We start from the raw sequence: 21,562 nt of genomic DNA on the forward strand, positions 1-21,562 counted from the left end.
TTTGGCCAACACCAGCCGCCATGCGCGCCAAAACAAAAGGCCGCAACGGGCGAACCGGCTGCGGCCTTGTGGCGAACGTCTGCGTTCAGTAATCAGGCGGGCTGCAGATCGCGCGACAGCGCCAGGTCGGCTTCCTCGGACAATGTGCCGGCCATGGCGGCGGCGAACTTGGTCTGGTCGAGTTCGCCTTCCCAGCGCGCCACGACAATCGTCGCCACTGCATTGCCGACGAAGTTGGTCAGCGCCCGGCATTCCGACATGAAGCGGTCGACCCCTAGGATCAGCGCCATGCCGGCAACGGGTACCGTAGGCACGACAGAGAGCGTGGCGGCCAGCGTGATAAAGCCGGCGCCGGTGATGCCGGCGGCACCCTTGGAGCTCAGCATGGCAACCAGCAGCAGCAGAATCTGGTCGCCATAGGTGAGCGGCGTATCGGTCGCCTGGGCGATGAACAGCGCCGCCAGCGTCATGTAGATGTTGGTGCCGTCGAGGTTGAAGGAATAGCCGGTCGGGATGACCAGGCCGACCACCGAGCGGTTGCAGCCGGCGCGCTCCATCTTGGCCATCAGGCCGGGAAGAGCGGCTTCCGAGGACGAGGTGCCGAGCACCAGCAGCAGCTCTTCCTTGATGTAGCGGATCAAGGCGAGGATCGAGAAGCCGTTGTACCAAGCGACAGCGCCGAGCACGACCAGCACGAAGAGCAGCGACGTCAGGTAGAAGGTGCCGATCAGAAAGGCGAGGTTGGCAATCGCGCCGATGCCGTATTTGCCGACGGTGAAGGCCATGGCGCCGAAGGCGCCGATGGGGGCGGCCTTCATCAGGATGGCGACCAGGCGGAAGATAGGCGAGGTCAGCGCCTGCAGGAAATCGACGACCGGGCGGCCGCGCTCGCCGACCAGAGCGAGAGAGATGCCGAACAGCACCGAGAAGAACAGCACCTGCAGGATGTCGCCTTGCGCGAAGGCGCCGGTGATGGTGTCGGGGATGATGTTGAGCAGGAAGCCGACGATGGTCGTGTCATGCGCCTTCTCGGTGAAGGTGGCGACCTTCGAGGGGTCGAGCGTCGCCGCATTGATGTGCATGCCGGCGCCCGGTTGGACGACGTTGGAGACGACCATGCCGACGACCAGCGCCAGGGTCGAAAAGACCAGGAAATAGATCATCGCCTTGCCGGCGACGCGGCCTACCTTTTTCAGGTCGGAAACGCCGGCAATGCCGGTCGTCACCGTCAGGAAGATGACCGGCGCGATCACCATCTTGACCAGCTTGATGAAGGCGTCTCCGAGCGGCTTCAGCGAAGCACCGAGTTCGGGATAGAAATGACCGAGCAGCACGCCGGCGGCGATCGCCGTCAGGACCTGCACGTAGAGATGACGGTAAAAGGGTAGCTTGCCGCGCGGTTCGGCGGCAGCGAATGCTGGCTGCATGACGTCCTCCATGGCGCCCCGATCGAAAGCTCGACCTCCCGGGGCAGTTGTTTTCCGCAGCCTTGCGACTGCTGTATTGGCCACTGCAACTGCCGTGCCAGACTGTGCGGCATACCGCAGCCATTGATTTTGTTGGAGATTTTTGTCGACCGAGCTGGTGCGCCGCAACCGCAAGTGCGGACATCCGCATGATCGAATTGTGCTTTGTGCGAAATCATGCACAAATAGGGAATGCTGCAACGCCCTGCCGCGGTCCTGTCGCAGACGCCCGAGCAACTCGGCAAACGCGCGCGTCGCGCCTGGCTGCTGTTTGCGGCGATCGCGCTGGTGATCGTTGCCACGGCGCTCACCGGCGCCGGCCTCTACGCGCGCCGCGCCGAGGTCGCGGCACTGGCGGCGCAAGGCCGCACCGATGCCAATCTGAAGGTTGCGTTGCTGCGCGCCGTGCTGGAAAGCCCGCGGGCGCTGCCGCTGCTCTTGTCCGAGGACCAGCAGGTGCATGACGCCCTGCAGAACAAGGGCGCTGTCACGATCGACGTGCTCAACCGCAAGCTCGAAGGGCTGGTCTCCGGCACCAAGGCTTCGGTGCTTTACGTCACCGGCGTCGACGGGTTTGCGATCGCCTCCAGCAACTGGCGCGAAACAACCAGCTTCGTCGGCAACGACTATGGCTTCCGCGCCTATTTCTCCGGCGCCATGCAATCGGGAACGGCCGAATATTTTGCGCTGGGCAACACCAGCAAGCGCCCCGGCCTCTACATTTCGCGTCGCGTCGGCAATGCGGCGGCGCCGCTCGGCGTCGTCGTCGTCAAGATGGAATTCGACCAGCTTGAAGCCGACTGGCATGAGGCCAACCGGCCGGCCTATGTCAGCGACGACCACGGCGTCGTGCTGATCACCAGCGTGCCGTCCTGGCGCTTCATGACCACCGCGCCGCTGGCCGGCCCGGTGGCTGCCGCCATCCGGAGCAGCCAGCAATTCGGCAACGCGCCGCTGATTCCCTTGCCGATCACACGCCCCGAGGCATTGAGCCCTGACGTGTCGATGGTGCATGCGATAACACCGGGCGGCAGCGATGCCGAATATCTCAGGCTTTCGACACTGGTCCAATCGACGCCATGGCGGCTCGATTATCTCGTGCCGGTCGAAGCGCCGATCGCGGCTGCGGTGCGTGAGATGCGGCTGCTGGCGCTGGGCGTCGTGGTGCCGTTGCTGGCGCTGGCCGGCTATCTCCTGTGGCGCCGTCAGTCGGCGCAGATGCGCATCGCTGCCGAACAGGCAGCGCGCATCGAGCTCGAGCGCCGCGTCGTCGAGCGTACGCATGACCTCAGCCTGGCGCGCGACCGGCTGCAGGCCGAGATCACCGATCACCGCAGCACCGAAGCCAAACTGCAGGTCATGCAGCAGGAATTGGTGCAGGCCAACCGTCTTGCTACCCTCGGCCAGGTTGCCGCCGGGGTCGCGCATGAGATCAACCAGCCGGTGGCGACGATCCGCGCCTATGCCGACAATGCGCGTGTGTTCCTGGAGCGCAAGCAGACCGCCTCGGCCGAGGAGAACCTTGGCGCGATTGCCGCGCTGACCGAGCGCATCGGCGGCATCACCGAAGAGTTGAAGGTCTTTGCCCGCAAGGGGCGCACGGCAGCCGAACCGGTCGAACTGCGCGGCGTCATCGAGGGCGCCGTGGTGCTGCTCAGAAGCCGCTTTGCCGGTCGGCTGGACGCACTCGATATCACGCTTCCGCCGGTAACGCTCAAGGTGATGGGCAACCGGCTGCGGCTCGAACAGGTGCTGATCAACCTGTTCCAGAATGCGCTGGAAGCGCTGGACGGGCGCGACGGCGCCAGGGTGCAGGTGTCGGCCCAGGAGACGGCCGACGGCGTGGCGCTTGCCGTCGCCGACAATGGGCCGGGCATTTCGCCTGCCATCCTCAAGTCATTGTTCACGCCGTTCAACACCTCGAAGGAAAAAGGCCTCGGGCTCGGCCTCGTCATCTCGCAGGACATCGTCGCCGACTATGGCGGACGCATCGAGGTGGCGAGCGACCAGGCCGGCACGCGCTTTACCATTCACCTCGCCAGGGCAGCATGATGGACACCGCACCGGTCGTATTGATCGACGACGATAGCGAATTGCGGAGGGCCACGCGGCAGACGCTGGAACTCGCTGGTTTTTCCGTCTCGGCCTTTGCGGTGGCGAACGAGGCGCTGGCCGGGCTCGACGCCAATTTTCCCGGCGTGGTGGTGTCCGACATCCGCATGCCCGGCATTGACGGCCTGCAGCTCTTCGACCGCGTCTTGCAGCTTGATGCCGACATTCCGGTAATCCTGGTCACCGGGCATGGCGACATCGCGGTTGCGGTCAAGGCGATCAAGGATGGCGCCTACGACTTCATCACCAAGCCTTTCGCCGCCGACCGGCTGGCGCAAAGTGTGGCACGGGCGGCGGAAAAGCGCCGGCTGGTGATGGAGAACCGCGCCTTGCGCGAAAGCGCCGAACAGGCGCAGGACGGCCTGCCGCTGATCGGGCAGACGCTGGCGATGGAGCGATTGCGCCGGACGCTGCGGCAAATCGCCGATACCGATGTCGACGTTCTGGTGACCGGCGAGACCGGCTCCGGCAAGGAGGTGGTGGCGAGCCTGCTGCATCGCTGGAGCCGCCGCGCCAGGGGCAATTTCGTGGCGCTGAATTGCGGCGCGCTGCCGGACACGGTCATCGAAAGCGAGCTGTTCGGCCATGAGGCCGGCGCCTTCACCGGCGCACAGAAGAAGCGCATCGGCCGGATCGAGCATTCGAGCGGCGGCACGCTGTTCCTCGACGAGATCGAAAGCATGCCGGCCTCGACCCAGGTGCAGATGCTGCGGGTGCTGGAAATGCGCGAGGTGACGCCGCTCGGCACCAATGAAATCCGGCCGGTCGACCTGCGCGTCGTCGCCGCCGCCAAGGTCGATCTCGGCGACGCCAGCCGGCGCGGCGCCTTCCGCGAGGATCTCTACTACCGGCTCAATGTGGTGACGATCTCGATCCCGCCGCTGCGCGAACGCCGCGACGACGTCGCCCTGCTGTTCTTCTACTTCGCCGAGCGTGCAGCCGGCCGCTTCCGCCGGCAAATGCCAGCCGTGCCTGCCTCAGTGCACCGCCATCTGAGCCAGCACGACTGGCCGGGCAATGTGCGTGAACTCGCGCATTTCGCCGAGCGTTTCGTGCTGGGACTCGAGGAAGCGGCGCAAGCGCCACCTTCCGCCCCGGCGGAGCCGGATGACGCCAGCTCACTGCCGGAACGGCTGGAACGCTATGAAGCCAATGTCATCCGCGAGGCGCTTGGCCGCAATGACGGCGATGTCCGGCGCACGATTGAAGCGCTCGGCATTCCGCGCAAGACCTTCTACGACAAGCTGCAGCGGCACCGCATCGTGCGCAGCGATTTTTCCAGGTAATTCATTTTCCAGGTATTCAGGCGTGTGGACCCGAAAGCAGGGTAGATTTTGTGAACCGGCGCAAAAAAACCGTGGCAAGTCGGCATCAGAAAGTGTTGAAGACCGCATCGGCGGCCTTCGGCACGGCGCGATCCGGTTGCGCTCGGCAGATGTTGATGATTTGTTGCCGGTCAGCGGAGAATGAATGATGCGAGAACCTGTCGGTCAAGATGAATATGGATCGACCAACCCGTTCGATCCGGACGATCTGACGAATTTGAACGCGATCGGCCCGGCCATGGGCGGCGGCAACGACTTCGAGAAATACGCCGTTGCCGTGATCATCGTCTTCGGCGCGCTGATCATTGGCGGGCTGATGGCCGCTTCCATGACCTTTGGTCACCGGAACGGCTTCCTGTTTGCGCTTGGCGGCGCAACCGCGGCCTGGATATCGGGCAATGCGCTGCTCCTCGACCGTCCCCGCATCTACGCGGCGTTCGTCGTGATCGCGGCGCTGATGCTCGTCGGGTCGACGCTTACGCTCGTCCTCTGATCAATCTCTTGTTTTGATCAGTAGCCAATCGCCTCGCCGGATGCGGCGCGGCTGTCGATGGCGCCGTTGTAGCGGGCGCCGCCGCCCTTCTCGATTTCCGCCAGGCTCTTGCCGCCGACAAGAATGCCGGCCGCCTGACCCCAGGTAGAATCCGCGAGATCGAGGTGGTAGCCCATGCCGGCCAGCAGTTTTTCAGTGTCGGGCGACAGGCCGAACGGTTCGACATAGATCGTGTCGGGCAGCCATTGATGGTGGATGCGCGATGCGTCGATCGCCTCCTGGATGTTCATGCCGTGGTCGATGACGTTGACGATGGCTTCCAGCGTGATGGTGATGATGCGCGAGCCGCCGGGGCTGCCGATAACCATGAACGGCTTGCCGTCCTTGGCGACGATGGTCGGGCTCATCGATGACAGCGGCGTCTTCTTCGGCTGGATGGCATTGGCCTCTCCCTGCACGAGACCGTAGAGGTTGGGCACGCCAGGCTTCTGGGTGAAATCATCCATCTCGTTGTTGAGCAGGATGCCGGTGCCGTCGGCGACCACGCCGGCGCCGAACGAACCGTTCAGCGTATAGGTGACCGCGACCGCATTGCCGTCATCGTCGATGATTGAATAGTGCGTCGTTTCCTTCGACTCGCCGAAGCCCTTCGGCATCAAATCCTGCGAGACGCCGGCGCGGAACGGGTCGATCTTGTCGCGGATCTCCTTGGCGTAACCCTTGTCGAGCAGTTTCGAGACCGGATTGTCGACGAAATCGGGATCGCCGAGCGCCGAGTTGCGGTCCACATAGGCGTAGCGCATCGCCTCGACCATGACATGCACGGTCTCGGCCGAGCGGGCGCCGAGATAAGACAGCGGGTAGCCCTCCAGCACGTTGAGGATTTCGCAGATGATGACGCCGCCGGAGCTTGGCGGCGGCGAGGACGTGATCTCATAGCCCCGATAGGTGCAGCTCACCGGTTGCAGCTCGCGTACCTTATATTGCTCGAAGTCTGAGTTGGCCAGAATGCCGCCCTTGGCGCCGCTCGCCTTGACGATGGCGTCGGCGATGGCGCCTTTGTAGAAGGCGTCGGCGCCTTTTTCGGAGATGGCGGCGAGCGAGGCTGCAAGATCGGGCTGGAGGAGACGCTCGCCGGCGCCATAGGGTTTGCCGTCCGGCTTCAGGAAGATGGCGGCGGCGGCAGGGTCCTTCGCCAGCCGTGCGGCATTGCTCGCGAATGAAGCAGCGTCGCCCTGGTCGAGGATGAAGCCATCCTTGGCATAGGCAATTGCCGGCGCCATCAAATCCTGGCGTGGCAGCGTGCCATATTTTTCACGAGCCATCTCGAACCCTGCCACGGAACCCGGTACGCCGACCGCAAGGTAGCCATCAAGGCTGGCGCCCTTCACCGGATTGCCGTCCTTGTCGAGATACATGGTCTTGGTTGCCGCCAGCGGCGCGCGCTCGCGGAAATCGAGGAAGGTCGATTTGCCGTCCTTGAAGCGGATGGTCATGAACCCGCCACCGCCGATATTGCCGGCATTAGGGTAGACGACGGCGAGCGCATAGCCGACGGCGACCGCCGCATCGACGGCATTGCCGCCCTTCTTCAGCACCTCGACGCCGGCTTCCGACGCCAGATGCTGGGCGGTGACGACCATGCCGTGCTCGCCCTTCGCCGGTTGTGGCGAGGCGGCATGGAGCGCGCCGGATGGCGCGAGCGCAATTGCGAGCGAAAGGGTGACGCCAATCAGCGTCCGGCGGGTCAAGGGCATGGCGGTGCTCCAAGTGCGGTGCCTAGAAGAGCTACATGGAGCGGCCGAGTCCATCATCAATATGAGCGAACACATATTGATGTTCGCCTGCCGGCAGAGGCAAGCTGATCTCCCCCTGTGGTGGAGATTAGCCAATCTCAAACAATCCCGCCTGAACCGCCCACAACCGCCGGCCGTTCCGCCGCGACCTTCGCCCGGTAGCCCGCCGCGCGATATGCGGCGACTGGATCGATGGCGCCGCCTGTGTTCAGCCGCGCCATGGCAAGGATCGGCTCGACATCGGTGCGGTAGGCAGCTTTCAGCGTCTGCGTCGCCATCAGCGCATCATTGCCGTCTTGGAAACCCTCGAGCGCCTTGCGGTCGACCAGCAGCGCCTGCGCATAGGCGCGCTGCACCTCGACCGCCGACAGCATCAGGCTTTCGATCGGATCGGTGACGTTGTGGCTCTGGTCGAGCATGTGGGCGGGATCGAAACCCTCGGCGCCGGACAGCTCGGCATCGACCAGTTCGTTGAAGACCAGGAACAGCCGATAGGGATCGATCGAGCCGGCATCGAGATCGTCGTCGCCATATTTGGAATCGTTGAAGTGGAAGCCGCCGAGTTTCTTGAACTGGATCAGCCGCGACACGATCATCTCGATGTTGACGTTGGGCGCATGGTGGCCGAGGTCGACCAGGCAGTAGGCCTTGTCGCCCAGCTCCTTGGATATGAGGTAGTTGGTGCCCCAGTCCTGCACGACCGTGGAGTAGAAAGCCGGCTCGTACATTTTGTGTTCGGTGAACAGTTTCCAGTCGGCGGGCAGTCCGGCATAGATCTCCTTCATCGCGTCGAGATAGCGCTCGAAGGCTTTGGCGAAATTGACCTGGCCGGGGAAATTCGAGCCGTCGCCGATCCACACTGTTAGCGCCCTGGACCCCAGCGTCTTGCCGATCTCGATGCATTCCAGATTGTGCTCGACCGCCTGGCGGCGCGTGCCGGCATCGGCATGCGACAGCGACCCGAACTTGTAGGACAGTTTTTGGTCCCTGGCATCCGAGAAGGTGTTGGAATTCATGGCGTCGAAGCCGAGGCCGAAGCGCGAGGCCGCCTGCTTCAGCCGGTTCGGATCGGCCTTGTCCCACGGTATATGCAGCGAGACGGTCGGCGTCGCCTGTGTCAGTTGGCTGATGACGGCGCAGTCCTCGATCTTGTCGAAAATGTCGCGCGGCTCGCCGGCGCCGGGAAAGCGGGCAAACCGCGTGCCGCCAGTGCCGACGCCCCAGGACGGAATGGCGACGGCGAATTTCTCGACCTTGTCGCGGATGGCATCGATGGCGATGCCGCGGCGGTCGAGGCGTTCGCCGAGCGACGCGTAGTCGCGCTCGAGGTCGGGTTTGCGCTGGGCGTTGTGGCTGGAGACGAGATCGGCGGCGATGATGGTTTCGGACAAGTGCTATTCCTCCCAATGCGTTCAGTCAGCGCTGCCCTTCATCCGGCCCTTCGGGCCACCTTCTCCCCGTATAGTGACGGGGAGAAGAGAAGCGCTCCGCCCTTAACTCAGCGCGTAAAGCTCTGCGCGTTGCCGGCGTCGACGTTGATGATGTTGCCGGTGGATTTGGCCGACATGTCGGACGCCAGGAAATAGATCGCTTCGGCGATGTCTTCGGGAAACACCGAGCGCTTCAGCATCGAGCGCGAGCGGTAGTGTTCTTCCAGATCGTCGGTCGACATCTTGTAGGCGGCGGCGCGCTGTTCCTTCCACTCGCCGGTCCAGATCTTCGAACCGCGCAGCACGGCGTCCGGATTGACGACGTTGACCCGGATCTGGGCTTCCGCGCCTTCCAGCGCCAGGCAGCGGGCGAGATGGATTTCGGCCGCCTTGGCGGTGCAATAGGCGGCGGCATTGGGTGACGCGGCAAGACCGTTCTTGGAGGCGACGAAGACGACATTGCCGCCGATCTTCTGGGCCCGGAACAGCCGGAAGGCTTCGCGCGAGACCAGGAAATAGCCGGTCGACAATATGTCCATGTTCTTGTTCCACAGCGCCAGCGTCGTCTCCTCGATCGGCGCCGAGGAGGCGAGGCCTGCGTTGGAGACGAGAATATCAATGCCGCCGAACTCGACGGCTGTCTGGGCGAAGCCGGAAATCACCTGCTCCTCCGCGGTGACGTTGATCAGCACCGGCCGGACGAAGTCCTTGCCATAGGCTTTCGCCAGTTCGTCGTTGGCGTTGGCAAGTGCGGTCTCGTCGATATCGGCCAGCACGACGCAGGCGCCTTCGCGCAGCAGGCGATTGGCGGTGGCGCGGCCGATGCCGCCGGCGCCGCCGGTGACCAGCGCGATTTGGCCGGCGAGCGACTTCGGCTTCGGCATGCGCTGCAGCTTCAAATCCTCGAGCAGCCAGTATTCGATGTCGAAGGCCTCCTGCGCCGGCAGGCCGACATAGGACGAAACGGTCGAGGCCCCGCGCATGACATTGATGGCGTTGACGTAGAATTCGCCAGAGATGCGGGCGGTGGCCTTGTCGCCGGCGAAGGTGAACATGCCGACGCCGGGCATCAGGTAGACCACGGCGTTGGGGTCACGGATCGGGGGCGAGTCCGGATGCTTGCAGCTGTCGTAATAGGCCTGGTAGCCGACACGGTACTCAGCAATATCGTCGGCGAGTCGGGCGATAACGGCTTCGACGTCGGGCTTCGCTGGGTCGAACTCGATAACCAGCGGGCGAATTTTTGTGCGCAGGAAATGATCCGGGCATGAAGTGCCGAGCGCCGCCAGCGGGCGCAAATCCCTGGAGTTGACGAATTCGAGCACGGCGGCGGAATCGTCGAAATGGCCGAGCTTGTGGCTCTTCTCCGAAATCAGGCCGCGAATCCTCGGCATCAGTCTCGCCGCGATGGCGCGGCGCTCAGCGGCGTCGAGCGATTTGACGACTTCGCCGCCGAAGATGGCGAGACCCTCGGAGCGGCGCTCGAACCACTCGATCGCCTGGTTGATGACCGAGATCGTCGTCTCATAGCACTCCTTGGGTGTGTCGCCCCAGGTGAACAGGCCGTGGCTTTCGAGGATGACGCCCTTGGCCTCGGGGTGTTCGACGCAGAATTTCTCCAGCCACAGGCCAAGTTCGAAGCCCGGCCGCTTCCACGGCAGCCAGCCGATGGCGTCACCGAAGATCTCCTTGGTCAACGCCTTGGAACCCTTGGCCGCGGCAATCGCGATAATGGCATCGGGATGCATGTGATCGACGAACGGCTTCGGCACATAGGCGTGCAGCGGCGTGTCGATCGAGGCCGCGCGCGGGTTGAGATTGAAGGTGCAGTGGGGAAGATAGCCCACCATCTCGTCCTCATGCGCGACGCCGCGATAAAGGCCTTTCAGCGCCTGCAGTTTGTCCATGTAAAGCGTGGCGAAACCGTCCAGCTTGATCGAGGCGCTGTCGCCGCCCGAGCCCTTGACCCATAGCACTTCGACTTCGGCGCCGGAGAGCGGGTCCTTCTGCCGGATCTTGGACGAGGTGTTGCCGCCGCCATAATTGGTGACACGCTTGTCGGAGCCGAGCGTGTTGGAGCGATAGACCAGAAGCTCAGGCTCGCTCAGCCCCTTGGCTTTAGCATCGTCCCAAAGGTTGGCAAGGCGCGAGCCGGAGCGCTTGTCGAGCATGATTATCCTCCCTGGGACGCAAAAGGCGCGGTCCATTTTGCCGGAAATGTCTACGCAAGCATCTCGGTTGTCAATCATAAACGATCAAGATCGATCATATTGCACTGCACAATGAAATTATATGAGCGGAAATGATTGACACTGGTGGTTTTCTAGTGCCTCATGACCATGCAGGGAGGAACCATGCACGAAAAAGAGCGCCACAGGATCATTCTGTCCGCCGTCCAGGAAAAGCCTGTGGTGACGGTGCAGGAGATGGTCGACCTGACGGACTCCTCCGAGGCGACGATCCGGCGCGATATCGCGGCTCTTCATGTGCAAAAGCGCCTGCGTCGCGTGCGTGGCGGCGCCGAGGCGATCTCGCCACCGCAGTTCATCGGCCTCGCCGGCCGGCCCTTTTCCGTCAACGAAACGCTTAACGCTTCGCAGAAGCGCGCGATTGCGCGCGAAGCGGTGGAGCTGTGCAAGGACGGCGAACCGATCATCATCAATGGCGGCACCACCACCTTCCAGATGGTGCATTTCCTGACCGGACGCCGCATGCCGATCTTCACCAATTCGTTCCCCATCGCCGAGCACCTGCTCAAGCATTCGAAGAACACCGTCATGCTGTCGGGCGGCACCATCTACCGCGAGCAGAACATCATCCTCTCGCCCTTCGACAATGACGTGACGCGTAATTTCTACGCGCGCCGCATGTTCATGGGCGCTCAAGGGCTCGGGCCGCTTGGCCTGATGGAAGGCGACCCGCTGCTGATCCAGGCGGAGCAGAAACTGATCGACCAGGCCGACGAACTGGTGGTGCTGGTCGACTCATCGAAATTCCGCCAGCGCTCGAGCCTGATCCTGTGCGGGCTCAAGCGCATCGCCACCGTCATCACCGATGACGGCATCGAGGATCGCGAAGCCAACATGCTGGAGGCCGCGGGTGTGACGCTGATCGTCGCCCGCAAGTCGGCAAAGGAAGAATCCTCGCTGCAGGCCTGAGGCCAACCGCAGCGACGATGGAATGCAACGCTCAAGGGAGGAAATACGATGAGCTTTCTGAAGAAATTGATGGTGACGGCCGCGTTCTCGGCCGCCATGTTCGTGAATGCCGCCTATGCCGAGAACGTCAAGATCGCGCTGGTGGTGAAGTCGCTCGGCAACGGCTTCTTCGACGCCGCCAACAAGGGCGCCGAAGAGGCGGCCAAGGAACTCGGCGATGTCGACATCATCTACACCGGCCCGACCAAGGCGACCGCCGAAGCGCAGATCGAAGTGGTCAATTCGCTGATCGCGCAGAAGGTCAACGCCATTGCGATTTCGGCCAATGACGCCGACGCGCTGGTGCCGGTGCTGAAGAAGGCCATGGAGCGCGGCATCACCGTCATCTCGTGGGATTCGGGCGTCGCCAAGGAAGGCCGCCAGCTGCATCTCAACCCGTCCGACACCGGCCTGATCGGCGAGACCATCATCAAGCTGGCCGCCGACTATCTGCCGGAAGGCGGCGAAGTCGCCATTCTGTCGGCTTCGTCGACCGCGACCAACCAGAACGCCTGGATCGACGCGGCCAAGAAGATCCTGCCGGAGAAATTCCCCAAGATCAAACTCGTCGCCACCGTCTACGGCGATGACGATTCGGCCAAGAGCACCGACGAAGCCAAGGGCCTGCTGAAATCCTATCCGAACCTCAAGGCGATCATCGCGCCGACCACCGTCGGCGTCGTTGCCGCTGCCCAGGTCGTCACCGACGCGAACCTGATCGGCAAGGTCAATGTCACGGGTCTGGCGCTGCCGTCGGAGTTCAAGAAGTTCATCGACAACGGTTCCAGCCAGGCGGTTGCCCTCTGGAATCCGATCGACCTCGGCTATTCCGCCGTCTACCTCGCTCATGATCTGGCGGTGAAGAAGGAAGAGGCAAAGCCGGGCGCAACGCTGTCGATCGGCCGCGTCGGCAAGGTCACGCTCGATGACAGCAACTCGGCTGCGATGGCTCCGCCCTTCCAGTTCGACAAGTCCAACATCGAAAAGTTCTCCAAGATCTATTGATCTCGGACGTCTCGGACCAAGCGCGGCGGGACCAAAATCCCGCCGCGACTTTAAACGGACCTTGTTTCAGGGCTTGATACGGATATGGACACGACAGCCCAGCACGGCATTGCGAAGGAGGAGCCCACGGGTCCTGCCCCGCGCCTGACGCTGTCCGGCGTCTCCAAAAGCTTTCCCGGCGTGCGCGCGCTGCACAATGTCAGCCTGTCGCTTTACCCCGGCCAGGTTACGGCGCTGATCGGTGAAAACGGTGCCGGCAAGTCGACGCTGGTCAAGATCATGACCGGCATCTACCAGCCCGACGCCGGCACGATCAGCATTGACGGCCAGGCCGTCACCCTGCCCAGCGCGCATGCCGCCTTCGGCCACGGCGTCACCGCCATTCATCAGGAAACCGTGCTGTTCGACGATCTGAGCGTCGCCGAAAACATTTTTCTCGGCCATGCGCCGCGCACGCGGCTAGGCACCATCGACTGGCGCACCATGCGAAAACACGCGCGCGAAGTGCTCGACACCATGCATGCCGGCCATATCAACGCCGATGCGCGGCTGAAAGACCTCGGCATCGCCAACAAGCATCTGGTAGCGGTTGCTCGCGCGATGTCGATCGATGCGCAGATCGTCATCATGGATGAGCCGACCGCAGCCCTTTCGATGAAGGAGATCGAGGAGCTTTTCCTGCTGATCGAATTCCTCAAGGAGGAAGGCAAGGCGATCCTGTTCATCAGCCACAAGTTCGACGAGATCTATCGGATCGCCGATCGCTACACCGTGTTCCGCGACGGCGAGATGGTTGGCGAGGGCCTTATCAAGGATACCGGCCAGAGCCAGATCGTGCGCATGATGGTCGGCCGCTCGGTCGATCACATCTTTCCGCAACGCAAGGCCGAGATCGGCGCGCCGGTGCTGTCGGTCGCTGGCCTTTCGCACCCGACCGAATTCAACGACATCGGCTTCGAACTGCACAAGGGCGAGATCCTCGGTTTCTACGGCCTTGTCGGCGCCGGGCGGTCAGAGGTGATGCAGGCGATATCGGGCATCACCCGCATATCGGGTGGAACGATCACGCTGGAAGGCAAGACGATCACGCCGAAATCGGCGGCGGATTCCATCGAAGCCGGCATCGTCTATGTGCCGGAAGAGCGCGGCAAGCTGGGCGTGGTGATCGGCCTGCCGATCTTCCAGAATGTCTCGCTGCCTTCGCTGAAGCGCACCTCCAAATCCGGCCTGCTGCGATTGTCGGAAGAATTCGCGCTCGCCCGCTCCTACACCGAGCGGCTTGACCTCAGGGCCTCCTCGCTCAGCCAGGATGTCGGCACGCTGTCGGGCGGCAACCAACAGAAGATCGTCATCGCCAAATGGCTGGCGACGGCGCCCAAGGTGATCATCCTGGATGAGCCGACCAAGGGCATCGACATCGGCTCCAAGGCCGCCGTCCACGGCTTCATGGCCGAGCTCGTCGCGCAGGGCCTGTCGGTGATCATGGTGTCGTCGGAACTGCCGGAGATTCTGGGCATGTCCGACCGCGTCGTCGTCATGCGCGAAGGGCTGGTTGCGGCGGTCTACGATAATAAGGGGCTGGACGCCGAAACGCTGGTCCGGACGGCAGCGGGGATCGCGGCATGAAGGCTCTCCTGAAATTCCGCGAGATCTGGCTGGCAGCGGCGATCGTCGCTTTGATTGCTCTGATCTCGACGCGCTTCCCGGCCTTTGCCGACCCCGGCAATCTCGCCCAGGTGTTCAACGACACCTCGATCCTGATGATCCTGGCGCTGGGACAGATGGTCGTCATCCTGACCCGCTCGATCGACCTGTCGATGGCCTCCAACCTGTGCTTCACCGGCATGGTGGTGGCGATGCTGAACGCCGCGCATCCGGCGATCCCGATCCCGCTGCTGATCGTCATTGCGCTGGCCGTCGGACTGGTGCTCGGCGCCATCAACGGCCTGCTGGTGTGGCGGCTGAACATCCCTTCGATCGTGGTGACATTGGGCACGCTCACCATCTATCGCGGCGCCACCTTCGTCCTGTCCGGCGGCGCATGGGTCAATGCCGACAAGATGAGCCCTGAGTTCATCGGCTTCCAGCGCGCAGCTTTCCTGGGCATTCCGGTTCTGTCCTGGATCGCCATACTGGTCATCGCGCTGTTCTTCGTGGTGATGACGCGAACCGCGCTTGGCCGTTCGATCTATGCCATCGGCGTCAACCCGACGGCGTCGGTCTATGCCGGCATCGATGTCGGCCGAACCAAATTCATCGTCTTCTGCATTTCCGGCATGATCGGCGGGCTCGCCGGTTATCTCTGGATTTCTCGTTATGTCATCGCCTCGGTCGAGGTCGCCAACGGCTATGAACTCAACATCATCGCCGCCTGCGTCATCGGCGGCATTTCGATTGCCGGCGGCATCGGCTCGGTCGGGGGCGCGGTGTTAGGGGCGCTGTTCCTCGGCATCATTTCCAACGCGCTGCCCGTCATCAACATCTCGCCCTTCTGGCAGATGGCGATTTCAGGCAGCGCCATCATCCTGGCCGTCGTGCTCAACGCGCGTGGCGAACGTCAGCAGGGGCGGATTATCCTGAGGAAAGCGGAAGCGGCATGACCGACACCCCCGCCCCGCGCCACATTCCCGACCGGCTCGACAAGCCGCTCTCCTCGGCGATCTTTTCCTGGGAGGCGCTGCTGGTCGTCGTGGCGGTCGCCATCTTCGCCATCAACAGTTTCGCCTCGCCCTATTTCCTCGACGCCTACTCCCTGTCGGATCTGACTTTCAATTTCACCGAGAAAGGCCTGATCGCCTTCGCGATGGCGCTGCTGATCATTTCGGGCGAGATCGACCTGTCGGTCGCCGCCATCATAGCGCTCGCCTCGACCATGATGGGCATGGCTGTGCAGGCCGGCGCCGACACGCCGGTGCTGGTGGCTATCGGCATCGTCGTCGGGCTCGGTTGCGGCGCCTTCAACGGGCTCCTGGTGACAAGGCTCGGCCTGCCCTCCATCGTCGTCACCATCGGCACGATGAGCCTGTTTCGCGGCATCGCCTTCATCATCCTGGGCGATCAGGCCTACAAAGGCTATCCCGAGAGTTTTGCTTTCTTGGGCCAGGGTTACGTCTGGTGGGTGGTGTCGTTCGAACTGGTGCTCTTCCTCCTCGCGGCCGTCGCCTACTGGTTCCTGCTGCATCGCACCAGCTTCGGCCGCCGTGTCTTTGCCATCGGCAACAATCCGGTCGCGGCACAGTTTTCCGGCGTTCGCGTCGGCCGCATCAAATTCATCCTGTTTTGCATGACCGGACTGATGGCGGGCATCGCCTCGGTGCTGATCACCTCGCGGCTCGGCTCGACGCGGCCGTCCATCGCGCAGGGCTACGAGCTTGAGGTCATCACCATGGTGGTGCTGGGCGGCGTCAGCATTCTGGGCGGCTCCGGCAGCATTGTTGGCGTCGTGCTCGCCGCCTTTATCATGGGGCTGGTGACCTTCGGCCTCGGCCTGCTCAACGTGCCCGGCATCGTCATGTCGATCTTCATCGGCCTGCTCTTGATCTTCGTCATCGCGCTGCCGATCGTCTGGCGACAGCTGCGTGGTAACAGCTGATGCCTGAGAAATACGCCTTCAAGATGCAGCTCAAACCCGGCATGAAAGCCGAGTACAAAAAGCGCCACGATGAGATCTGGCCGTCGCTGGTGGCGCTGCTGAGAGAGGCCGGCGTCGCCGATTATTCGATCCATCTCGATGAAGACACCAACATCCTGTTCGGCGTGCTGTGGCGGCGGGACGACCATGGCATGGCCGACCTGCCGAAGCATCCGGTGATGCAGCGCTGGTGGGCGCACATGGCCGACATCATGGAGACCAGGCCGGACAACCAACCGGTGGCCATCCCCCTGGAAACAATGTTCCATATGGCATGAGTGCGCTGCGCCACATCGCCGTCATCGACATCGGCAAGACCAACGCCAAGGTGGCGCTGGTCGATCTCGTCACGCTGAGCGAGGTGGGGTTGCGCCGCATGGCGAACGCGCCGCTGCGACAAGCGCCCTATCCGCATCACGATGTCGAGGCGCTGTGGACGTTTATCCTCAACAGCCTTGCCAGCCTCGACCGCGAACAGCGTATCGACGCGATTTCGATCACCACGCATGGTGCGACCGGCGTGCTGGTCGACGCCGCGGGCGAACTGGTGCTGCCTGTCCTCGACTATGAGTTCGACGGCCCCGACAGGCTGGCTACAGAGTATAGTGCGATCCGTCCGCCCTTCATTGAGACCGGGACGCCGCGCCTGCCGCTCGGCCTCAATCTCGGTGCGCAATTCTTCTGGCTTGAGAAGCGTTTTCCCAGCGAATTCGCCAGGGCCGCCGCGATGCTGATGTATCCGCAATACTGGGCGCTGCGCCTGACCGGCGTTGCCGCCAACGAGGTGACCTCGCTCGGCTGCCACACCGATCTGTGGAGCCCTTGGGAGGCGGACTTTTCCTCGATGGTCGACAGGCTGGATTGGCGCAGGCTGATGGCATCGGTGCGGCCGGCCAGGGACCAGCTCGGCCCGATCCTGCCGGCGCTTGCCGCGCGCACCGGGCTCGATCCGCAGACCCCGGTTTTCTGCGGACTGCACGATTCCAACGCCTCCCTATTGCCGCATCTTCTGTCCGACGAGCCGCCCTTCTCGGTCGTCTCGACCGGCACCTGGGTGGTATCGATGGCGGTCGGCGGCAGAGAGATTGCGCTCGATGCTGCGCGCGACACGCTGGTCAATGTCAGCGCGCTTGGCGCTCCCGTCCCCTCGGCGCGGTTCATGGGTGGCCGCGAGTTTTCCCAGCTGACCAAGGACAAGCCGCAGGACTGCAGCGGCAGCGAGGTGCTGGCCGTTCTGACAAAAAAGATGCTGCTTTTGCCTTCTACCCAGCAGGGATCAGGTCCGTTCCCGCACCATGCCGCGGCATGGCTTGGTGCCGAGGGCATCAGCAAAGGCGAGCGGTTCGCCGCCATTTCCTTCTATCTGGCACTGATGACGGCGACCTGCCTCGAGCTGATCGGCGCCGACGGCCCGACCACCGTGGAAGGACCGTTTGCTCGCAACCGGCTCTTTGTCGGCATGCTGGCGGCAGCGACCGCGCGCATCGTCATCGCCTCCGAGGCGGCCACCGGCACCAGCATCGGCGCGGCACTGCTCGCATCCGATCAGCCAGTGACGCACGGCAAGGGCGAAAGAATTGAGCCGCAGACCGACCCGGTCTGGGCGGCCTATGTCACCGCGTGGCGCGCGGCAGTCGACGCGCAAGGCTGATCACAAAATCCGCTTCCCAAAGGCCGACATGACGAAGTTGACGGCGTCGGCGCCGATCCGCGGCTCCAGACCGGCGGTCAGCCCGGAAACATCCATCGACAGCAGACCGCCGGACAGCGAGATCGCCTCCATTGCCTGATGCGTCTCGCGCACCGTCAGCCCGCCCGAGCCCGCAGCCCAGCCGGTAAATTCGGTCGCCGTCGGCGAATAGCTGACGTGAAAGCCCTGCGTGCCCGACGTCGCGATGCGGATCGCCTCATGCATGAGGTCGCGCATGCCCATGGCGTCGATGTCGGTCATGGTGAAGGCCGAGACACGCGAATCCTTGAGCACCCTTGCCTCCGCCGGATCGGCATGGCGCAGGCCGACGATGACGACATTTTCCGGCGACAGCTGCGGCTGCAGCGCGCCGGGCTTGTGATCGAGACCGAGCGCGCGGGCCAGCACCGAGACTTCAGGCATGTCTTCGGCCTCCTCGTCCTCGGGCATCAGGGCGGCGAGGGAATCGATCCAGATCAGGCCGAAGGAATGCGTGGCGCGCGCCGTTGCGGTCAGCGCCTTGTGGGCGATACGGCGATCTGCGCCGGCGGCGAGACGGACGAGGCCCGAGGGCGGCCGCTCGACGTCGGCGAGTTCGACCACGTCGAAATTCATTGCCTCCAGCCGCGCGCCGGTTCCCTCGCGGGCGATAATCCCGCCGGCTTCCGGTTCGGCCGAGATCGACACCATCTTGCGGCCGGAGAAATCCGCGACGTCGTGCATCGGCGCCTTCTCGACATATTCCGAGGTCATCGCCAGAAGCATGGCGCCATAATTCATGCGGAAGGCGACACGGTCGCCGACGGTAGGCCGAGGATCGGCATCCTGCACATCGAGCAGCAGATGGTCGCTGGAAGCGCCGAGCACCCTCACCCCTTGGCGATCGGCGTCAGCCCTTCGACCAGCACGTCCTCGCGGCCTATATTGGCGATGGCGCGCAGCCGGTCGCCCTCGTCGGCGAAGACCGGCTGGTTGCCGAAGGCGTCGTAGCCGGATGTGCCGATCGGCCGCGAAGGCTTGAGTTTGACCTCGATGATGTCGCTGGTCAGCCGGCAGGCATCGGGTTCGAGTTCGGGCCACGGCACGTCGCGAAAGGTTTCGACACCGCCTTGCAGGATCGCCTCGCCCACGCGCAGATTGTTGATGCCGGGCGGCAGCTTGCCTTCGAGCAGCAGCGTCAGCGATGACGAGGCGCCGCCGGAAATGAAGTCGAGGCTTTTGCCGGACAGGCGCTCGGTTTTGTAGGCATGGGCGACGAGTTGGCCAAGGTTCTCCGGCGTCGGCATTATGGCGCCGAAGCAGCCGAGATTGGTGCCGATGCCGGCGATGCGCACGCCCTTGAATTGTAGGATCTGCTCGACGGTGGGGATCAGGTCGCTTGGCCAGATGCCTTCGCGGAGATCGCCGAGATCGATCATCAGCATGATATCGTGGACGCGGCCCATGCGCTCGGCAATGCGCGATATCTCGCGGATGGTGGTCAGTTCCGACTGCAGGCTGATGTCGACGGTGCGCACGACCTCCTCTACGCGCGCCATGGGCGGGCTGCGCAGCAGCATGACCGGCGCATTGATGCCGCTGTCGCGCAGCCGGCGGATGTTTTCGAAGCGCGATTCCGCGATGCCGGCAACACCGCCGCGCAGCATGGCCCGCGCCACTTGCGGCATGCCGCATGTGCCCTTCGTAACTCCGAACACCTTGATGCCGGACAGCGCGCAGCGCTCGACGATGGTGCGGGCGTTGCGCTCGATGCGGCCAAGGTCGATAGCGACTTGCGGTCCCGACATTTCGTCACTCAGGGTTTGTAGAATCTGTCAGCCAGATGCATCTTCCAGATCGTCGTACGATATTTGTCTAACTTTGCGCAGTGACGGCCTCAATGTTGGAAACCAGAGCAATTGTATGTGGGCACGTCTTTCGATCGGAGAGGCCGGTGACGCTGGTCGTTCATCATTTCGATGGTGAGTGGCAACTGACCTGCGGCGAACATGATCATCCCGCGGACTGTGGAGATTTCGAAGTTATCGGTCTCGGCCATTTGACCTCCAGGCAGGAAAACTTGGCACAGATTGGCCAGCTTGAGCGCGGATGGCTTGCCGAATGGGTGCACGGCGAATGGACTCGATGCCAACACGACGACTAGAGCTCCCTCAGTTCCCGTAGACCAGCCCTTGCGGGTCGATCTCCGGCTTGCGGCCGGCGACGAGGTCGGCCAGGAACTTGCCCGAGCCGCAGGCCATGGTCCAGCCGACATGGCCGTGGCCGGTGTCGAGGTAAAGGTTCTTGTATTTCGCCTTGCCGATGACCGGCACCGAGTTGGGCATCATCGGCCGCAGACCTGCCCACAACAGCGCCTTCTTCTCGTCGAAAGCGCCAGGGAAAAGGTCTTTGCCGGTGCTCAGCATAGACTTGCAGTCGCTGGGCTTGAAGCTGCGGTCGAAGCCGGTGAACTCGGCTGTCGAGGACATGCGCAGGCGGTTTCCGAGCCTGGAGTAACCAACCAGCCGGTCCTCGTCGGCGCCGCCCATGGTCGGTCCCTTGCTCTCGTCCTCCAGCGGGATGGTCGCGCTATAGCCTTTAACCGGATAGACGGGCAGGTCGATACCGTAGCGGCGGCCGATCAGGCCGCTCTCGGGGCCCATGGCGATGACGACGGCGTCGCCCGTCACCGGGCCGGCCGACGTCATGACCGCACGCACCCAGTCGCCCTCTATGTCGAGCCCCTCGACCGTGGTGTCGAACAGGAATCTGACGCCGAGCTTTTCGGCGGCATAGGCGGCCAGCCCATCGACGAATATCCTGGAATCCCCGGTCTGGTCGATTGGCGAATAAACGCCGCCGGCGATCTTTACCTTCACTCCGGCGAGCCCGGGCTCAAGTTCGACCAGCCGGTCGCGGCCGACGATCTCGATCGGTAGGCCATGCTTTGCCAGAAACTGGTAGTTGTCGGTGCCGGTGTCGAGACTGTGCTGCGAGCGGAAGAAATAAAGAATGCCCTTCTTGCGCTCGTCATAGTGGATGCCGGTGGCGTCGGAGAGCGCGTTGATGCAGTCGCGCGAATAGAGCGCCAGGCGCAGTTTGACCTGGCTGTTGGCGCGCAGGCGCTCCACCGTGCACTGGCGCAGGAAGCGCAGGCTCCAGGCGAGGAAATAGGGGTCGAAGCGCAGCCTGACCTTGATGCCGAGATCATGGTTCCAGAGAGCGCGCAGGAAGGTCTTCAGCGCCGCCGGCGAGGCCCAGGCGGTGGCGTCGCCCGGCGACACCAGACCGGCATTGGACTGGCTGGTGCCGCGCGCCGGCGCCGGATGGCGCTCGATCACGGTGACCTCATGGCCGTCGGCGGCCAGATAATAGGCGGCCGCGGTACCGACAACGCCGGCTCCAAGCACCGTTATCTTCATGCCACCCCCTCTTCGC

General features: G+C 63.4%; 18 protein-coding genes. 11 read left to right on the forward strand and 7 right to left on the reverse strand.

What is annotated here, in order from left to right; all coding sequences use genetic code 11:
* Positions 1-92 precede the first annotated feature (92 nt).
* Positions 93-1,427 (reverse strand): dicarboxylate/amino acid:cation symporter, encoded by a 1,335-nt coding sequence (locus NKL04_RS20970; RefSeq protein WP_023699533.1) that lies wholly within the window; start codon positions 1,425-1,427, stop codon positions 93-95.
* 231 nt (positions 1,428-1,658) lie between these two features.
* On the opposite strand from NKL04_RS20970, the gene NKL04_RS20975 reads away from it, so the two are divergent.
* The 3 genes from NKL04_RS20975 to NKL04_RS20985 all read left to right on the forward strand — a co-directional run bounded on the left by NKL04_RS20975 (position 1,659) and on the right by NKL04_RS20985 (position 5,396).
* Entirely contained in the window at positions 1,659-3,518 is a 1,860-nt protein-coding gene (locus tag NKL04_RS20975) for a sensor histidine kinase (RefSeq protein ID WP_023699532.1), read from the forward strand.
* Positions 3,515-4,864: a sigma-54-dependent transcriptional regulator gene (locus NKL04_RS20980; protein WP_023669667.1), complete on the forward strand. Its 1,350-nt coding sequence runs from the start codon at positions 3,515-3,517 to the stop codon at positions 4,862-4,864. Before NKL04_RS20975 ends, NKL04_RS20980 begins: the two co-directional genes overlap by 4 nt.
* Before the next feature lie 184 nt (positions 4,865-5,048).
* Positions 5,049-5,396 carry a hypothetical protein gene (locus NKL04_RS20985; protein WP_032885862.1) on the forward strand — a complete coding sequence of 116 codons (348 nt, stop codon included), beginning with the start codon at positions 5,049-5,051 and terminating at the stop codon, positions 5,394-5,396.
* A gap of 17 nt (positions 5,397-5,413) precedes the next feature.
* On the opposite strand, the gene ggt is transcribed toward NKL04_RS20985, so the two are convergent.
* The 3 genes from ggt to NKL04_RS21000 all read right to left on the reverse strand — a co-directional run bounded on the left by ggt (position 5,414) and on the right by NKL04_RS21000 (position 10,793).
* A complete protein-coding gene (ggt, locus tag NKL04_RS20990; RefSeq protein ID WP_023669665.1) occupies positions 5,414-7,153 on the reverse strand; it encodes a gamma-glutamyltransferase in 1,740 nt (579 codons plus the stop codon).
* Between the two features lie 137 nt (positions 7,154-7,290).
* Positions 7,291-8,583: an L-rhamnose catabolism isomerase gene (gene rhaI, locus NKL04_RS20995; RefSeq protein WP_023669664.1), complete on the reverse strand. Its 1,293-nt coding sequence runs from the start codon at positions 8,581-8,583 to the stop codon at positions 7,291-7,293.
* Positions 8,584-8,690: 107 nt separating this feature from the next.
* Positions 8,691-10,793 carry a bifunctional rhamnulose-1-phosphate aldolase/short-chain dehydrogenase gene (locus tag NKL04_RS21000; RefSeq protein ID WP_023669663.1) on the reverse strand — a complete coding sequence of 701 codons (2,103 nt, stop codon included), beginning with the start codon at positions 10,791-10,793 and terminating at the stop codon, positions 8,691-8,693.
* 183 nt (positions 10,794-10,976) lie between these two features.
* Between NKL04_RS21000 and NKL04_RS21005 the strand changes: the two genes are divergently transcribed.
* The 7 genes from NKL04_RS21005 (at position 10,977) to NKL04_RS21035 (ending at position 18,106) form a co-directional block, all read left to right on the forward strand.
* The gene (locus NKL04_RS21005) at positions 10,977-11,780 is read left to right on the forward strand and encodes a DeoR/GlpR family DNA-binding transcription regulator (RefSeq protein ID WP_023669662.1); all 804 of its coding nucleotides are present in this window, start codon (positions 10,977-10,979) and stop codon (positions 11,778-11,780) included.
* 48 nt (positions 11,781-11,828) lie between these two features.
* Positions 11,829-12,824, forward strand: a complete 996-nt coding sequence (gene rhaS, locus NKL04_RS21010) for a rhamnose ABC transporter substrate-binding protein (protein WP_023669661.1) — start codon at positions 11,829-11,831, stop codon at positions 12,822-12,824.
* 84 nt (positions 12,825-12,908) lie between these two features.
* Entirely contained in the window at positions 12,909-14,450 is a 1,542-nt protein-coding gene (locus NKL04_RS21015) for a sugar ABC transporter ATP-binding protein (RefSeq protein WP_023732398.1), read from the forward strand.
* On the forward strand, positions 14,447-15,424 hold the full coding sequence (locus tag NKL04_RS21020) for an ABC transporter permease (RefSeq protein WP_023699531.1): 978 nt from the start codon (positions 14,447-14,449) through the stop codon (positions 15,422-15,424). Before NKL04_RS21015 ends, NKL04_RS21020 begins: the two co-directional genes overlap by 4 nt.
* A complete protein-coding gene (locus NKL04_RS21025) occupies positions 15,421-16,416 on the forward strand; it encodes an ABC transporter permease (protein ID WP_023699530.1) in 996 nt (331 codons plus the stop codon). The genes NKL04_RS21020 and NKL04_RS21025 overlap by 4 nt, the downstream gene beginning before the upstream one ends.
* A complete protein-coding gene (rhaM, locus tag NKL04_RS21030) occupies positions 16,416-16,733 on the forward strand; it encodes an L-rhamnose mutarotase (RefSeq protein WP_023681927.1) in 318 nt (105 codons plus the stop codon). The genes NKL04_RS21025 and rhaM overlap by 1 nt, the downstream gene beginning before the upstream one ends.
* Complete coding sequence (locus tag NKL04_RS21035) at positions 16,730-18,106, forward strand: FGGY-family carbohydrate kinase (RefSeq protein WP_023699529.1); 1,377 nt, start codon at positions 16,730-16,732, stop codon at positions 18,104-18,106. Before rhaM ends, NKL04_RS21035 begins: the two co-directional genes overlap by 4 nt.
* Here the strand turns inward: NKL04_RS21035 and NKL04_RS21040 are convergent, their stop codons facing one another.
* Complete coding sequence (locus NKL04_RS21040) at positions 18,107-19,012, reverse strand: arginase family protein (RefSeq protein WP_352724332.1); 906 nt, start codon at positions 19,010-19,012, stop codon at positions 18,107-18,109.
* 2 nt (positions 19,013-19,014) lie between these two features.
* Positions 19,015-19,932 carry an alanine/ornithine racemase family PLP-dependent enzyme gene (locus NKL04_RS21045; RefSeq protein ID WP_352724334.1) on the reverse strand — a complete coding sequence of 306 codons (918 nt, stop codon included), beginning with the start codon at positions 19,930-19,932 and terminating at the stop codon, positions 19,015-19,017.
* Positions 19,933-20,078: 146 nt separating this feature from the next.
* Here NKL04_RS21045 and NKL04_RS21050 point away from each other — a divergent pair, with 146 nt between their 5' ends.
* Positions 20,079-20,288, forward strand: a complete 210-nt coding sequence (locus tag NKL04_RS21050; protein WP_031203497.1) for a hypothetical protein — start codon at positions 20,079-20,081, stop codon at positions 20,286-20,288.
* A gap of 7 nt (positions 20,289-20,295) precedes the next feature.
* Here NKL04_RS21050 and NKL04_RS21055 read toward each other — a convergent pair whose 3' ends face one another.
* A complete protein-coding gene (locus NKL04_RS21055) occupies positions 20,296-21,546 on the reverse strand; it encodes a D-amino acid dehydrogenase (RefSeq protein WP_023699527.1) in 1,251 nt (416 codons plus the stop codon).
* Between the last annotated feature and the right edge of the window lie 16 nt (positions 21,547-21,562).

It is taken from the genome of Mesorhizobium sp. C264A (genome assembly GCF_040324515.1).
Taxonomy (GTDB): domain Bacteria; phylum Pseudomonadota; class Alphaproteobacteria; order Rhizobiales; family Rhizobiaceae; genus Mesorhizobium.

Bases quoted from the DNA above. Each gene is read 5' to 3' on its own strand.
- NKL04_RS20985 (WP_032885862.1), top strand. From the start codon at position 5,049: ATGATGCGAGAACCTGTCGGTCAAGATGAATATGGATCGACCAACCCG.
- NKL04_RS21045 (WP_352724334.1), bottom strand. From the start codon at position 19,932: ATGTCGGGACCGCAAGTCGCTATCGACCTTGGCCGCATCGAGCGCAAC.
- NKL04_RS21035 (WP_023699529.1), top strand. From the start codon at position 16,730: ATGAGTGCGCTGCGCCACATCGCCGTCATCGACATCGGCAAGACCAAC.
- ggt (WP_023669665.1), bottom strand. From the start codon at position 7,153: ATGCCCTTGACCCGCCGGACGCTGATTGGCGTCACCCTTTCGCTCGCA.
- NKL04_RS21055 (WP_023699527.1), bottom strand. From the start codon at position 21,546: ATGAAGATAACGGTGCTTGGAGCCGGCGTTGTCGGTACCGCGGCCGCC.
- NKL04_RS21005 (WP_023669662.1), top strand. From the start codon at position 10,977: ATGCACGAAAAAGAGCGCCACAGGATCATTCTGTCCGCCGTCCAGGAA.
- NKL04_RS21025 (WP_023699530.1), top strand. From the start codon at position 15,421: ATGACCGACACCCCCGCCCCGCGCCACATTCCCGACCGGCTCGACAAG.
- NKL04_RS21015 (WP_023732398.1), top strand. From the start codon at position 12,909: ATGGACACGACAGCCCAGCACGGCATTGCGAAGGAGGAGCCCACGGGT.
- NKL04_RS20980 (WP_023669667.1), top strand. From the start codon at position 3,515: ATGATGGACACCGCACCGGTCGTATTGATCGACGACGATAGCGAATTG.
- NKL04_RS20975 (WP_023699532.1), top strand. From the start codon at position 1,659: ATGCTGCAACGCCCTGCCGCGGTCCTGTCGCAGACGCCCGAGCAACTC.
- NKL04_RS21000 (WP_023669663.1), bottom strand. From the start codon at position 10,793: ATGCTCGACAAGCGCTCCGGCTCGCGCCTTGCCAACCTTTGGGACGAT.
- NKL04_RS21020 (WP_023699531.1), top strand. From the start codon at position 14,447: ATGAAGGCTCTCCTGAAATTCCGCGAGATCTGGCTGGCAGCGGCGATC.
- NKL04_RS20970 (WP_023699533.1), bottom strand. From the start codon at position 1,427: ATGCAGCCAGCATTCGCTGCCGCCGAACCGCGCGGCAAGCTACCCTTT.
- rhaM (WP_023681927.1), top strand. From the start codon at position 16,416: ATGCCTGAGAAATACGCCTTCAAGATGCAGCTCAAACCCGGCATGAAA.
- rhaS (WP_023669661.1), top strand. From the start codon at position 11,829: ATGAGCTTTCTGAAGAAATTGATGGTGACGGCCGCGTTCTCGGCCGCC.